The organism is Streptomyces sp. NPDC050264 (assembly GCF_040655895.1).
In the GTDB taxonomy this organism is placed as follows: domain Bacteria; phylum Actinomycetota; class Actinomycetes; order Streptomycetales; family Streptomycetaceae; genus Streptomyces.
In genome coordinates this window covers 230,758-243,715 of record NZ_JBFAKV010000010.1, presented here as the reverse complement: position 1 = coordinate 243,715, position 12,958 = coordinate 230,758, and the positions used below count along the sequence as shown (strand labels likewise).

The 12,958-nt window shown below is 72.4% G+C and carries 12 protein-coding genes; 7 read left to right on the top strand and 5 right to left on the bottom strand.

Annotated features, from left to right (window positions below; genetic code table 11):
• Nucleotides 1-209 precede the first annotated feature (209 nt).
• On the bottom strand, nucleotides 210-995 hold the full coding sequence (locus tag AB0J02_RS20340) for an ABC transporter permease (protein ID WP_363195096.1): 786 nt from the start codon (nucleotides 993-995) through the stop codon (nucleotides 210-212).
• The gene (locus tag AB0J02_RS20335; protein ID WP_363195095.1) at nucleotides 992-1,963 is read right to left on the bottom strand and encodes an ATP-binding cassette domain-containing protein; all 972 of its coding nucleotides are present in this window, start codon (nucleotides 1,961-1,963) and stop codon (nucleotides 992-994) included. The genes AB0J02_RS20340 and AB0J02_RS20335 overlap by 4 nt, the downstream gene beginning before the upstream one ends.
• Before the next feature lie 63 nt (nucleotides 1,964-2,026).
• On the opposite strand from AB0J02_RS20335, the gene AB0J02_RS20330 reads away from it, so the two are divergent.
• Entirely contained in the window at nucleotides 2,027-2,752 is a 726-nt protein-coding gene (locus AB0J02_RS20330; protein WP_363195094.1) for a TetR/AcrR family transcriptional regulator, read from the top strand.
• A gap of 51 nt (nucleotides 2,753-2,803) precedes the next feature.
• On the opposite strand, the gene AB0J02_RS20325 is transcribed toward AB0J02_RS20330, so the two are convergent.
• The 3 genes from AB0J02_RS20325 to hmgA form a co-directional block, all read right to left on the bottom strand.
• Nucleotides 2,804-4,018: a type ISP restriction/modification enzyme gene (locus AB0J02_RS20325; protein WP_363195093.1), complete on the bottom strand. Its 1,215-nt coding sequence runs from the start codon at nucleotides 4,016-4,018 to the stop codon at nucleotides 2,804-2,806.
• Nucleotides 4,019-4,042: 24 nt separating this feature from the next.
• Nucleotides 4,043-4,792 carry a GntR family transcriptional regulator gene (locus AB0J02_RS20320; RefSeq protein ID WP_363195092.1) on the bottom strand — a complete coding sequence of 250 codons (750 nt, stop codon included), beginning with the start codon at nucleotides 4,790-4,792 and terminating at the stop codon, nucleotides 4,043-4,045.
• A 64-nt stretch (nucleotides 4,793-4,856) separates the two neighbouring features.
• Entirely contained in the window at nucleotides 4,857-6,188 is a 1,332-nt protein-coding gene (gene hmgA, locus AB0J02_RS20315) for a homogentisate 1,2-dioxygenase (RefSeq protein ID WP_363195091.1), read from the bottom strand.
• Nucleotides 6,189-6,349: 161 nt separating this feature from the next.
• Between hmgA and AB0J02_RS20310 the strand changes: the two genes are divergently transcribed.
• The 6 genes from AB0J02_RS20310 (at nucleotide 6,350) to AB0J02_RS20285 (ending at nucleotide 12,910) form a co-directional block, all read left to right on the top strand.
• Nucleotides 6,350-6,877, top strand: coding sequence for a hypothetical protein (locus AB0J02_RS20310; protein WP_363195090.1), 528 nt, complete (start codon nucleotides 6,350-6,352; stop codon nucleotides 6,875-6,877).
• Between the two features lie 5 nt (nucleotides 6,878-6,882).
• Nucleotides 6,883-7,491: a TetR/AcrR family transcriptional regulator gene (locus tag AB0J02_RS20305; RefSeq protein WP_363195089.1), complete on the top strand. Its 609-nt coding sequence runs from the start codon at nucleotides 6,883-6,885 to the stop codon at nucleotides 7,489-7,491.
• Between the two features lie 152 nt (nucleotides 7,492-7,643).
• Nucleotides 7,644-9,089 carry a CitMHS family transporter gene (locus tag AB0J02_RS20300; RefSeq protein WP_363195088.1) on the top strand — a complete coding sequence of 482 codons (1,446 nt, stop codon included), beginning with the start codon at nucleotides 7,644-7,646 and terminating at the stop codon, nucleotides 9,087-9,089.
• A 10-nt stretch (nucleotides 9,090-9,099) separates the two neighbouring features.
• Nucleotides 9,100-10,386 (top strand): MFS transporter, encoded by a 1,287-nt coding sequence (locus AB0J02_RS20295; protein ID WP_363195087.1) that lies wholly within the window; start codon nucleotides 9,100-9,102, stop codon nucleotides 10,384-10,386.
• The gene (locus AB0J02_RS20290; protein WP_363195086.1) at nucleotides 10,383-11,771 is read left to right on the top strand and encodes an aldehyde dehydrogenase family protein; all 1,389 of its coding nucleotides are present in this window, start codon (nucleotides 10,383-10,385) and stop codon (nucleotides 11,769-11,771) included. Before AB0J02_RS20295 ends, AB0J02_RS20290 begins: the two co-directional genes overlap by 4 nt.
• A 56-nt stretch (nucleotides 11,772-11,827) precedes the next feature.
• Nucleotides 11,828-12,910 carry a Zn-dependent alcohol dehydrogenase gene (locus AB0J02_RS20285; protein ID WP_363195085.1) on the top strand — a complete coding sequence of 361 codons (1,083 nt, stop codon included), beginning with the start codon at nucleotides 11,828-11,830 and terminating at the stop codon, nucleotides 12,908-12,910.
• The last annotated feature ends 48 nt before the right edge of the window (nucleotides 12,911-12,958 follow it).

Sequence of the window (12,958 nt, the reverse complement as noted above, 5' to 3'; positions counted from 1 at the left end):
TACCGCTGCCTTTTCGCGACCGTCATCCCCACGGCATGCGGCGGGCGCCCCGGCGGGGGACTCGGATGCGGGTCTTTCCCGTTCCCTTGCGTACATTCCGCGTACGTTCGGCGCGCGCCGTAACACCCGTGTCATGCACGGATGTTGACGGAGCAACGTCCGGGACCCACTGTGTCGCTCGATCGTCGATGGCCGGTGTTGAGCTCCGCTCACCGTTCGCCGCGCGTGTAGCGGCGGACGGCGAGCGGTACGCACAGCAGGAGCAGGACCGCGCACCAGGCGAGCGAACCGGCCATCGGGTGCGCCACCGGCCAGGACGCGCCGTGCGGCACCGGAGCGTTGCCGAACAGGTCGCGGACGGCCGTGCACACGGCGCTGATCGGATTCCACTCGGCCAGGGTGCGCACCCAGCCGGGCATGCCGTCGGTCGGGATGTACGCGTTCGACAGCAGCGGCAGCATGAACGTCGCGCCGCCCAACTGCCCGGCCGCCTCCTCGCTTTGGGAGACGAGGCCGAGCAGGATGCCCACCCATGTCGTCGCGAACCGGAAGAGCAGCAGCAGCCCGAACGCGGCCAGGGCGCCCGGTACCCCGCCCTCGATCCGCCACCCCATCGCGAGCCCCACGAGAATCAGTGGCACGAGCCCGGCCGCGGTCGTCACCAGATCGGCGACGGCCTGGCCGAGCGGCACGGCGGCCCGGCTCATCGGCATCGTGCGGAAGCGGTCCATGACGCCGCGGTGCGTGTCCTGCGCCGACGTGAACATCCCGGTCATGATCCCGTTGGCCGCCGTCGCCACCAGCATGCCGGGCACGAGATAGGCCCGGTAGTCGCTGCCCGGCATGGCCAGGGCGCTGCCGAAGACGTACCCGAAGAAGAGCAGGAACACGATCGGCATCGTCTGCGTCATGATCGGGATCGCCGGGGCGTGCTTGATGCGCTGGAAGTGGCGGCCCAGCATCGCCGTGCCGTCGTACAGGATCGCGGTGCTCATGCGGCGACCTCCTCGGTCCGGTGGTGGGTACGTGTGAGACGCAGGAACACCTCGTCCAGCGTCGGCGGGCGCAGGGTGGCGTCCATCAACGGGACGCCGGACGCGTCGAGTTCGCGGACGACACGGGGGAGCGTGACGGCCGGGTCGAGGACGACCACGCCGACCGTGCGCCGCTCGGGGTCCAACCGGGGCCGCGCGCCGGTCAGTTGGTCCAGGACCACGGCGGCCGCGTGCAGCGCCCGCTCGCCCGCGTCGTCCGGGACGACGATCTCCGCGTAGTGGCCGATCTGCGCCTTCAGCTCGGCGGGGGTGCCCGAGTGCGCGGCGCGGCCCTCGTCGATCAGCACGATCTCGTCGGCGAGCTGATCCGCCTCGTCCAGGTACTGCGTGGTGAGCAGCACGGTCGTGCCCGCGCGGGCCAGCTCGCGGACGGCGTCCCAGATGGCGTTCCTGCTGTGCGGGTCGAGGCCGGTCGTCGGCTCGTCGAGGAAGAGGACGGCGGGCCGGGTGACCAGGCTCGACGCGAGGTCGAGGCGGCGGCGCATGCCGCCGGAGTACGTGCGCGCGGGCCGGTCCGCGGCGTCGGCGAGCGCGAACCGCTCGATCAGTTCGTCGGCCCGGGACCGGGGCGCGCGCAGCAGCCGGGCGAACAGACGCAGGTTCTCCCGGCCGGTCAGCTCCCCGTCGACCGACGCGTACTGTCCGGTGACGCCGATGCTCCGGCGGACGGCGTCCGGGGCGCTCCTGATGTCGTGCCCCGCGACACGCGCGGTGCCGGCGTCGGGGCGCAGCAGTGTGGTGAGCAGCCGGATCGCCGTCGTCTTGCCCGCCCCGTTCGGCCCGAGCAGGCCGCACACCGTGCCTTCGCGTACGGCCAGATCGAGGCCACGCACCGCGTGCACGGCCTTCGCGCCCGAGCCGAATCGCTTCTCCAGACCTTCACTAAGTACAGCGTACGTAGAAGTCATGGCGTCACCATAGCGCACTACGTACGCCGTACGTAACTACGATGGTGGGCGAGGTGATGATCAATGGCGGTCCGACCGGCCGTACCCGAAGTGATCTGGGCGCGCCCCGAGCGCGCCGGACGCGGCCCCCGGCCCGCGCACAGCAGGGCCGACATCGCGGCCGCGGCCGTGCGCGTGGCGGACGCGGAGGGCATCGACGCGGTCTCCATGCGGAAGATCGCCGCCGAGCTCGGCATGGGCACGATGTCGCTCTACAACTACGTGCCGCGCAAGGAGGACCTGTACGAGCTGATGATCGACGCCGTCAGCGCCGAGTACACGTACCCGGAACTCACCGGAGACTGGCGCGAGGACGTCCTCTCCCTCGCCCGCCAGGCCCGGACGCTGATGCACCGGCATCCGTGGATGCCGCGGCTGATGTCCCCGGTGTACGGATTCAGCCCGAACGCGCTCACGTACCTGGAGTACTGCCTGAGCTGCCTTGATCCGCTGGAGCGCCCGTACGGCGCGAAGTTGGAGCTGATCGCCGCGGTGACGAGCGTGGTGACGACGTACGTCGCCAACGAGATCGCCACGGGCGAGCGGACCCGGTCGCTGCCGTGGAGCGCCGAGCAGGAACAGGCGGTGCGGATCGCCTACCTGGGCGGGCAGGTGGCGTCGGGCCGCTATCCGCGGCTCGCGGCGGCGTTCACCGAGGATTCGGGGCCGATCGATCTGGAGGCGGTCTTCGAGCGCGCGCTGCGCAGGACGCTGGAGGGGTTCGTCGCGGTCCCGCCGGAGGGCGGCTGACGGGAGCGTCGCAGGCCCGTCCGTCACGGCGGGTCTGCGGGGGCGCCCCTGTCAGAGCAGGGCGAACTGCCCTCCGGGGCCTTCCTCGGGGAGGCCCCACACGGATGCCGGGCGGCGTGCGTTCTCCGGTACCGGCAGCACCCGCGCGCCCCGCAGTTCGTCCGGGCCGATCAGCTCACCGAGAGAACCCCGCAACTCCTCCTGCGGCGGCCGCAGTTCGGCCAGCAGGGCCAGAACCGTGACGAGTTCCAGCAGCTCCGACGTCCACGGCTGCGGCCACGTCGCCGGGCGCACGGCCGCCAGCGTGCCCTTCTCGGCCGGCGCGGTGCGGCGCGCGAACCACTGCTCCAGGACCCGGACCCCGCTCACGTGGAAGTCCCAGGACGCGGCCGGGACCGGCGAGATGCGCCCGTCGCCGACGAGGAGGGCCTCCTCCTCGCGGTCGTAGAGCAGCTCGGTGGGGCGGGCCGGCAGCGGGGCGCGGACGTAGGGGCGGCGGCCGCCCGGCAGCTTGGGGCGGCCGGCGCCCGCGCCGCGGCGGTGCAGCCACAGGACGCGGCGGCCGAGTTCGACACCGCGGGCCCAGACGCCCGGGTCCTTTGGCAGCGGCACCCGGCACTCCTTGGCGTCCCGGGCGGCCACCGCGAGAATCCAGGCCAACAGGTCCTCGGGCCGCACCTCTTCGTCGTAGGTGCCCGACAAGCGCGTGAGCAGGCCGGGCGCGACATTGGGTTCGGCGCCGCCGGGGCGGCGGTACAGCGGGCGGATCCGGCCCGGCCGCCCGGCGGGGGAGCGGCCTTCCGGCAGGACGGCGCAGGCCAGCACCGCGGGGCCGCCCGCGTCGGGCACGTACCCCTGCTCCACGAGGAACAGCTGTTGTTCGTCCGCCACCCGCCACAACTCGGGTCTGGCCGCGTCGATCAGCCGCTGGTCGGGGAGGAGCCACTGCTCGTCGAACGGTCCGTGCAGCACCCGCACCGGCTCCGGGCACGGCCCCTCGGCCCGCGCCAGCGGCTCGGTCCCCGCGCCGTGACCGGGCAGTTGGGCGGCGGCGGTGTGCAGGGTCCGGGACCGCGACGGTTCGAGCAGCGCTTCGCGCCGGTCCCGGGGTGAGCGTACGAACGTGTCCCAACGGGCTTTCAGGGACGCGGCGTCCGGCGCGACGGGCCAGCCGCGGCCCAGGCGCAGGGGCGCCACGGACCACGGCATGAGGTCCGCGAGCGGCATGGCGTCGGTGAGCGGCCCGTCGTTCGTCACGCCCGGCATGGTACGTCGCGCCTCCGCGGCAGGTCAGTCGGCGTCCAGCGTCACCGTGAACGAGAAGCGGTCCCCGCGATAATGGATGACCGCCACGTCGAGTACCTGCCCCTCCTCGTCGTACGTGATGCCTGTGTAGTGCAGGATCGGGCTGAGCAGCGGGACCTGGAGCAGCCGGGCCGTCTCCGGGTCCGCGAGCCGCGCCTCCACCGAGTCCGTGATCCGGCTGATCCGCACGCCGACCACGTCCCGCAGCACCTTCGTCATCGGCCAGCGCGCCAGGTCCGCCACGTCGACCCGCTCGCCCAGGTCGGGCCGCAGGTAGTTGCGGGCGTGGTTCGTCGGCTCGCCGGTCTTCTCGTCGCTGCGCAGCCGGTGGTACGTCGCGACGGACCCGGTCCCCGGGAACAGCTCGGCGTATGCCACCGGAACCGGTGCCGTGCCGTGCCCGAGCAGCTCGGTCGTCATCCCGGACTGCTGGGCCACGATGGCGTCGACGGAGCCCAGCAGACGTACCGGCGCGCCCTGCAGGGCCGTCGGCTCGATGAACGTGCCGCGGCGCCGGTGCCGGGTGATGAGCCCCTCGTCCTCCAGCTCCTTCAGGGCCTGGCGCATGGTGAGGACGGACACCCCGTAGTGCCCCGCGAGCTGTTCCTCGGTGGGCAGCCGCAGCGGGTCCCGCGGTGACCGGCCGAGTATGGAGGCGCGCAGGGATTGCGACACCTGATACCAGAGCGGCAATTTGCGGTTCAGGACGATCGAGTCCGGGGCGAATGACGTCACGGGTTATCCGTATCGGTCGCGGGCCTGCGATGCAATGCGGTGTCCGGAAGTGCGGCGCCCGCCCTCACGGCCTGAAATGGCGTTCGAGGCCGCGCCAGACGTCGTCGTAGGAACGCTGCAGGTGACCGGCGCCCGCGGCCTGGGCCGTCGCGGTGACGGGCCACCGCGTCTCGAACATGAACGCCAGCCCGTCGTCCACCTTCTGCGGCTTCAGCTCGGCGGCGCTCGCCCGGTCGAACGTCTCCCGGTCGGGGCCGTGCGCCGACATCATGTTGTGCAGCGAGCCCCCGCCGGGGACGAAGCCCCCCTTGCCGGCGCCCTTGGCGTCGTACGCGCCCTCGATGAGCCCCATGTACTCGCTCATCACGTTCCGGTGGAAGTACGGCGGGCGGAACGTGTCCTCGCCGACCAGCCAGCGCGGCGCGAAGACCACGAAGTCCACGCCCGCGAGGCCGGGGGTGTCCGACGGCGAGGTGAGCACCGTGAAGATCGACGGGTCCGGGTGGTCGTAGGAGACCGTGCCGATGACGTTGAAGCGGCGCAGGTCGTACACGTACGGGACGTGGTTGCCGTGCCAGGCGACGACGTCGAGCGGCGAGTGGTCGTACGTGGCCGTCCAGAGGTTGCCGCAGAACTTGTTGACGACCTCCACCGGCCCCGCGGTGTCCCCGGCGTCCTCGTACGCGGCGACCGGAGCCCTGAAGTCCCGCGCGTTCGCGAGGCCGTTGGCGCCGATCGGGCCGAGCTCGGGGAGGTGGAACGGGGCGCCGTAGTTCTCGCACACGTACCCGCGGGCCGCCCCGTCGAGGAGTTCGACGCGAAAGCGCACCCCGCGCGGGATCAGCGCGACCTCGCCCGGCGCGACGGCGAGCAGCCCGAACTCGGTGCGCAGCAGCAGTCCGCCCTGCTCGGGCACGATCAGCAGTTCACCGTCGGAGTCGCTGAACACCCGAGCTGCCATAGGGGAGTTGGCGTGGTAGAGGTGCACGGCCATGCCGGTGCGCTGCGTCGCGTCGCCGTTGCCCCCGAGGGTCCACAGGCCGGCCAGCCAGTCCGTACCGGGCGCGGGCGCGGGCAGCGGGTTCCAGCGGCGCCGGTTCGGATCGGGGACGGTCTCCGTGAAGGGGGCGGTGCGCAGCGCGCCGTTCTCCGCGCGGGTGAACTCCGGGTGCGCCGCCGACGGGCGTATCCGGTACAGCCACGAGCGGCGGTTGTGCGCGCGGGGCTCGGTGAAGGCGGTGCCGCTGAGCTGCTCCGCGTAGAGGCCGAGGGGGGCGCGCTGCGGAGAATTGCGCCCCTCGGGCAGAGCGCCCGGCACCGCTTCCGAGCTGTGCTCGTTCCCGAAACCCGACAGATAGGTCAGGTTTTCGGCCGTCTTGCGTGCGTCCCCGCTCATCTTGGCTCCCTAGCTCCTGATTCCTATGCTCAACCGTAGGATTCGGCGGTACCCCGCGCAAGAGGCCATCCCGCCAAGGCCTCCGCCCCCGAGACCTCCGTCCCAAGGCCTCCTCCCCGAGAGGGATCCCGGAACGTGAGCGTTCCTCTACTGTCCTGTGCATGCCCAGGACGCAGCAGGCCCGCGCCGCCGCGGCCGCGACCCTCCTGGCGTGCGCCCTGCTGACGGGCCTCGCCGGGTGCGGGAGCGACGGCGGCGGCCCGCGCCACGTCGGCACCGTCCTCGACAGCACCGACGACGAGGGCGGCCGCTACCGGCAGATCCCGAAGAAGGACGCCCCGGAGATCGGCGTCGTCGTCCAGCCGGACGCGGCCCCGCCGGGCGGCTGGGACATCCGGATCCGCATACGCCACTTCCGCCTCACCCCCAAGGGCACCCCGGCCCACGCCGTGCACGGCCGCGGCTACGTCCAGCTCTACCTGGACGGCCACCGCCTCGCCCGGCTGCGCACCACCGACCACCGGCTGCCCGCCACCCGCGTCACCCGCGGCACGCACCACGTCACCGCCCGCCTCTACGCCGACGACCACACGGTCTGGGCGGTCGACGGCGAACCCCTGGAAGCCACCGCCGACCTCACCGCGTCCGGCGCCGAGACCGACCCTCCCACCGGGCAGGGCCTAGGCTGACCGGCATGGCCCACCCCACGTCCCTGCGCCGCGCGCCCGTGCAGCGGCGCAGTGCCGAGCGGCTGACCCGGATCCTCGACGTCTGCGCCGAACTCCTCGACGAGGGCGGCTACGACGAGCTGAGCACGCGGGCCGTCGCGACCCGCGCCGACGTGCCCATCGGCTCCGTCTACCGCTTCTTCAGCAACAAGCGCGCCATGGTCGACGCCCTGGCCCAGCGCAACCTGGAGCGCTACGCCGGGCAGGTCGCCGAGCGGCTCGGGGCGATCCCGGCGGACGACTGGCGCGGCGCCATGGACGCCGTCCTCGACGAGTACCTCGCCATGAAGCGCACCGCGCCCGGCTTCTCCCTCGTCGACTTCGGCACGCAGATCCCCGTCGGCGACCCCGACGCCGACCCCAACCACCGCGTCGCCGACACCCTCACCGACCTCCTCGCCCCCCACCTCGGCCGCACCCCGGACACCACCCTGCGCCGCACCTTCCTCGTCGCCGTCGAATCCGCCGACGCTCTGGTCCGGCTGGCGTTCCGGCTCGACCCGGCGGGGGACGAGCGGATCATCGAGGAGACCAGGGAGTTGCTGCGGGCTTATCTGGCACGGGTGCTGGACTGACCGGCCCCTGCCCGCACACACCGCCGCGACCTGGAGTTTTGCGCTTATTGCTCGCGTGTCAACGTCTTGTTAACGCGATCGCACGGCCCCTAACGTCGCGCTGACCGCCATCCCCGGGCGGCAGTTCAACGGCGAACGTAGGGACCCACTCCATGCTGACAATCCTCGGATTCGTCATGATCGCCACCTTCCTGGTGCTGATCATGATGAAGAAGGTGTCGCCGATCGCGGCGCTCGTGCTCATCCCCGCGCTCTTCTGCGTGCTGGTGGGCAAGGGAGCGCACCTCGGCGACTACGTCATCGCCGGCATCGGCGACCTGGCGCCCACCGCGGCGATGCTGATGTTCGCGATCGTCTACTTCGGCGTGATGATCGACGTCGGTCTCTTCGACCCGGTCGTACGGGCCATCCTGCGCTTCGCCAAGGCCGACCCCGTCCGCATCGTCGTCGGCACCGCCGTGCTCGCCGCGATCGTCTCCCTGGACGGCGACGGCTCCACCACCTTCATGATCACCGTCTCGGCGATGTACCCGCTGTACAAGCGCCTGAAGATGAGCCTCGTCGTGATGACCGGTGTCGCCGCGACCGCCAACGGCGTCATGAACACCCTGCCCTGGGGCGGCCCGACGGCCCGCGCGGCCACGGCCCTCAAGGTCGACGCCAGCGACATCTTCGTGCCGATGATCCCCGCGCTCGCCGCCGGACTCGTCTTCGTCCTCCTCCTCGCCTACGTCCTCGGGCGCCGCGAGCGCAAACGGCTCGGCCATCTGTCCCTGGACTCCGTGGTCGACGACGCCGGGACCATGGCGGTGACCGGGACCGTCACCGAGACCGCCGACGCGAAGGTCCTGGTCGGCGCGGGCGGTGGCGGCAGCGGCGGCAGCGGCAGCGGTACGGCGGCCACCGGCGGGGGCGGCCACGCCGCGTCCTCGTACGAGAACGAGGACGGCGAGACCTTCTCCGGCCTCGACCCGCACCGCGCCACCCTGCGCCCCAGGCTGTACTGGTTCAACGCGCTCCTCACGGTCGCCCTGCTCACCGCGATGATCATGGAGCTGCTGCCGATCCCGGTCCTGTTCATGCTCGGAGCCGCGCTCGCCCTCTCGGTCAACTACCCGCACATGCAGGACCAGAAGGCCCGCATCGGCGCCCACGCCGAGAACGTCCTCAACGTCTCCGGCATGGTCTTCGCCGCCGCCGTCTTCACCGGCGTCCTGCAAGGCACCGGCATGGTCGACCACATGGCCGAGTGGGTCGTGAACGGCATCCCCGACTGGATGGGCCCGCACATGGCCCTGGTCACGGGCGTGCTCTCCATCCCCTTCACGTACTTCATGTCCAACGACGGCTTCTACTTCGGCATCGTGCCGGTCCTCGCCGAGGCCGGGAACGCGCACGGCGTCTCCACCCTGGAGATCGCACGGGCCTCGCTCGTCGGCCAGCCGCTGCACATGTCGAGCCCGCTGGTGCCCGCCGTGTACGTTCTCGTGGGCATGGCCAAGGTCGAGTTCGGCGACCACACCAGGTTCACGGTGAAATGGGCAGCGCTGACCGCCCTCGTGGTCCTCGGCGCCGGCCTGCTGTTCGGGATCGTCTGAGGAAGGCACCGTGACGTACAAGCCCGGGGAGACGCGGACCTGGCTGCTCCGCCTCGTCATCGCCTTCAGCTTCGCGCAGGCGGCGGTGTCGATGGCGCGGCCCGCCGTCTCCTACCGGGCCCTCGCACTCGGCGCCGACGAACGGGCGGTGGGTGTCATCGCCGGTGTCTACGCCCTCCTCCCGCTGTTCGCCGCCGTCCCGCTGGGCCGGCGCACGGACCACGGCCGCTGCGCCCCGCTGCTGCCCCTCGGCGTCGTGCTGATCTCCGGCGGCTGCGCGCTCAGCGGCCTCGCGAACTCCCTGGCGGCGATGGCCGCTTGGAGCGGTGTGATGGGCCTCGGCCACCTCTGCTTCGTCATCGGAGCCCAGTCGATCGTGGCCCGCCAGTCCGCCCCGGACGAACAGGACCGCAACTTCGGCCACTTCACCATCGGCGCCTCCCTCGGCCAGCTCATCGGGCCCGTCGCGGCGGGCGCCCTGATCGGCGGCCCGGACATGGCGGGCACCAGCGCCCTCGCCCTGCTCGTCGCGGCGGGCGGCTGCGCGGTCGCGCTCACGTCGTTGTGGCGCATCGAGTTCTCCCGTACGAGGACGGGTTCGCGGCCGGCGAAGGGCGCGGCGCGCGTCCCCGTCCACCGCATCCTGCGCACCCGCGGCGTCCCCGGCGGCATCTTCATCAGCCTCGCCGTGCTCTCCGCGACCGACATCCTCACCGCCTACCTCCCGGTGGTCGGCGAACACCGGGGGATCGCCCCGTCCGTCATCGGCGTACTGCTGAGCCTGCGGGCCGCCGCGACGATCGCGTGCCGGCTGGTCATGACGCCGCTCATCGACTGGCTGGGCCGGGCCGTCCTGATCTCCGCGACCTGTCTGCTGGCCGCGGTGCTGTGCGCGGGCATCGCACTGCCCGTCCCGGTCCGGGCGCTCGGCGTGATGCTGGTGCTGCTCGGTTTCTGCCTCGGCGTCGGGCAGCCGCTGTCCATGACCACCGTGGTGCAGGCGGCCCCTGCCGACGCCCGCTCCACCGCCCTGGCCCTGCGCCTGACCGGCAACCGCCTCGGCCAGGTCGCGGCCCCGGCCTCCGCGGGCCTGGTGGCGGGGGTGGTGGGCACGGCCGCGCCGTTCGTGATGCTGGGCGGGCTGTTGCTGGTCGCGGCGGGGCTCGGGGCGCGCGGGGTCCGGGAACCGGATGCGGCGCGAGGTGACGGGCGTCTCTGGCGTCGGAAAACTATCAGCGCTAGTTTGGGGGCGACGGCGAGGAAGACGACGAGTCCGCACCAGAAGGAGAGCCCATGAAGGCCCACGACGGGATGTACATCGACGGTGCCTGGCGCCCGGCCGCGGGCGGCGACACCATCGCTGTCGTCAACCCGGCCGACGAGCAGGTGATCGGCCACGTCCCCGCGGGCACCGCCGAGGACGTCGACACCGCCGTCCGTGCCGCCCGCGCCGCCTTCCCCGGCTGGGCCGCGACCCCGCCCGCCGAGCGCGCCGCCGGGATCGCCGCGCTCCGCGACGTGCTGCTGGCCCGCAAGGACGAGGTCGCCGAGACGGTCACCGCCGAGCTGGGCGCCCCGCTGCAGTTCTCGCAGGCGGTGCACGCCGGGGTGCCGGTCATGGTCGCGGGTTCGTACGCCGAACTGGCCGCGAGCCACCCCTTCGAGGAGAAGGTCGGCAACTCGACGGTCTACTCGGAGCCGGTCGGCGTCGTCGGCGCCATCACGCCCTGGAACTACCCGCTCCACCAGATCGTCGCGAAGGTCGCCCCGGCGCTCGCCGCCGGCTGCACCGTCGTCCTCAAGCCCGCCGAGGACACCCCGCTGACCGCCCAGCTCTTCGCCGAGGCCGTCCACGAGGCGGGGATCCCCGCGGGCGTCTTCAACCTGGTTACCGGGGTCGGCGCGGTCGCGGGCCAGGCCCTCGCCGAGCACGCGGACGTGGACCTGGTCTCCTTCACGGGCTCGACCGCGGTCGGCCGGCAGATCGGCGCGACGGCGGGCGCGGCCGTCAAGCGCGTCGCCCTCGAACTCGGCGGCAAGTCGGCCAATGTCATCCTGCCCTCGGCCGACCTCGGCAAGGCCGTCAACGTCGGCGTCGCCAACGTGATGGGCAACTCGGGTCAGACGTGCAGCGCCTGGACCCGCATGCTCGTCCACACCTCGCAGTACGACGAGGCGGTCGAGCTCGCGGCGACGGCGGCCGCGAAGTACGGCGACCGCATCGGCCCGCTCGTCAACGCCAAGCAGCAGGCGCGCGTGCGCGGTTACATCGAGAAGGGCGTCGCGGAGGGCGCCCGCATCGTGGCGGGCGGACCCGAATCCCCGCGCGAGCAGGGCTACTTCGTGCAGCCCACCGTCTTCGCCGACGTCACGCCGGAGATGGCCATCGCCCAGGAGGAGATCTTCGGCCCGGTCGTCTCGCTCATCCGCTACGAGGACGAGGACGACGCCGTGCGGATCGCCAACGGCACCGTGTACGGGCTCGCCGGCGCGGTCTGGGCGGGCGAGGAGGCGGAGGCCGTCGCCTTCGCGCGCCGCATGGACACGGGGCAGGTCGACATCAACGGCGGCCGCTTCAACCCCCTGGCCCCGTTCGGCGGTTACAAGCAGTCGGGCGTCGGCCGCGAGCTGGGCTCGCACGGCCTCTCCGAGTACCTCCAGACCAAGTCCCTCCAGTTCTGAGCCAGTTCCCTCCGGTTCCGCGTCAGCACCGAGTCCCGTTCAGGAGTTCCTCCATCATGGTTCGCGCCGCTGTACTGCCCGCCGTCGGCTCCCCGCTGGAGATCGCCGACATCGACCTGCCCGAGCCGGGACCCGGCCGGGTCCGCATCAAGCTCGTCGCCGCCGGGGTCTGCCACTCCGACCTGTCCCTGACCAACGGCACCATGCGCCTGCCGGTCCCCGCCGTCCTCGGCCACGAGGGCGCGGGCACCGTCGTCTCTGTCGGCGAGGGCGTCACGCATGTCGCGCCCGGCGACGACGTCGTCCTCAACTGGGCTCCGTCATGCGGCAGTTGTCACGCGTGCGCGCTCGGCGAGGTCTGGCTCTGCGCCAATGCCCTGGCCGGCGCCGCCGACGTGTACGCCCACCGCTCGTCCGACGGCTCCGACCTGCACCCCGGGCTCAACGTCGCCGCGTTCGCCGAGGAGACCGACGTCGCCGCGAACTGCGTCCTGCCCGCCCCGGCCGGTGTCCCGCTCACCGACGCCGCGCTCCTCGGCTGCGCCGTCCTCACGGGCTACGGCGCCGTCCACCACTCCGCACAGGTCCGCGAGGGCGAGACCGTCGCGGTGTACGGCGTCGGCGGTGTCGGCCTCGCCACGCTCCAGGCGGCACGCATCGCGGGCGCCTCGAAGATCGTCGCGGTCGATGTCTCCCCGGAGAAGGAGGAGTTGGCCCGCCGGGCGGGAGCCACCGACTACGTGATCGCCTCCGAGAACACCGCCCGCGAGATCCGTGCCCTCACGGGCGGACAGGGCGTCGACGTGGCCGTCGAGTGCGTCGGCCGCGCCGTGACGATCCGCACGGCCTGGGAGTCCACCCGGCGCGGCGGCCGCACCACGGTCGTCGGCATCGGCGGCAAGGACCAGCAGGTCACGTTCAACGCCCTGGAGATCTTCCACTGGGGCCGCACCCTGGCCGGCTGCGTCTACGGCAACTCCGACCCGGCCAGGGACCTCCCGGTCCTCGCCGAGCACATCCGCGCGGGCCGCCTGGACCTGAGCGCGCTGGTGACGGAACACATCACCCTGGACGACATCCCGGCGGCGTTCGACAACATGGTGGCCGGCAAGGGCGGCCGGGCCCTGGTCATCTTCTGAGCGGTACCGAGCCCATTCCGCGCCTGAGGTGGCGCACACAGTGCGCGC

What these genes read in the sequence shown, in the direction of transcription:
- AB0J02_RS20340 (WP_363195096.1), bottom strand. Translation starts at nt 995, where the DNA reads ATGAGCACCGCGATCCTGTACGACGGCACGGCGATGCTGGGCCGCCAC.
- AB0J02_RS20335 (WP_363195095.1), bottom strand. Translation starts at nt 1,963, where the DNA reads ATGACTTCTACGTACGCTGTACTTAGTGAAGGTCTGGAGAAGCGATTC.
- AB0J02_RS20330 (WP_363195094.1), top strand. Translation starts at nt 2,027, where the DNA reads ATGGCGGTCCGACCGGCCGTACCCGAAGTGATCTGGGCGCGCCCCGAG.
- AB0J02_RS20325 (WP_363195093.1), bottom strand. Translation starts at nt 4,018, where the DNA reads ATGCCGGGCGTGACGAACGACGGGCCGCTCACCGACGCCATGCCGCTC.
- hmgA (WP_363195091.1), bottom strand. Translation starts at nt 6,188, where the DNA reads ATGAGCGGGGACGCACGCAAGACGGCCGAAAACCTGACCTATCTGTCG.
- AB0J02_RS20310 (WP_363195090.1), top strand. Translation starts at nt 6,350, where the DNA reads ATGCCCAGGACGCAGCAGGCCCGCGCCGCCGCGGCCGCGACCCTCCTG.
- AB0J02_RS20305 (WP_363195089.1), top strand. Translation starts at nt 6,883, where the DNA reads ATGGCCCACCCCACGTCCCTGCGCCGCGCGCCCGTGCAGCGGCGCAGT.
- AB0J02_RS20300 (WP_363195088.1), top strand. Translation starts at nt 7,644, where the DNA reads ATGCTGACAATCCTCGGATTCGTCATGATCGCCACCTTCCTGGTGCTG.
- AB0J02_RS20290 (WP_363195086.1), top strand. Translation starts at nt 10,383, where the DNA reads ATGAAGGCCCACGACGGGATGTACATCGACGGTGCCTGGCGCCCGGCC.
- AB0J02_RS20285 (WP_363195085.1), top strand. Translation starts at nt 11,828, where the DNA reads ATGGTTCGCGCCGCTGTACTGCCCGCCGTCGGCTCCCCGCTGGAGATC.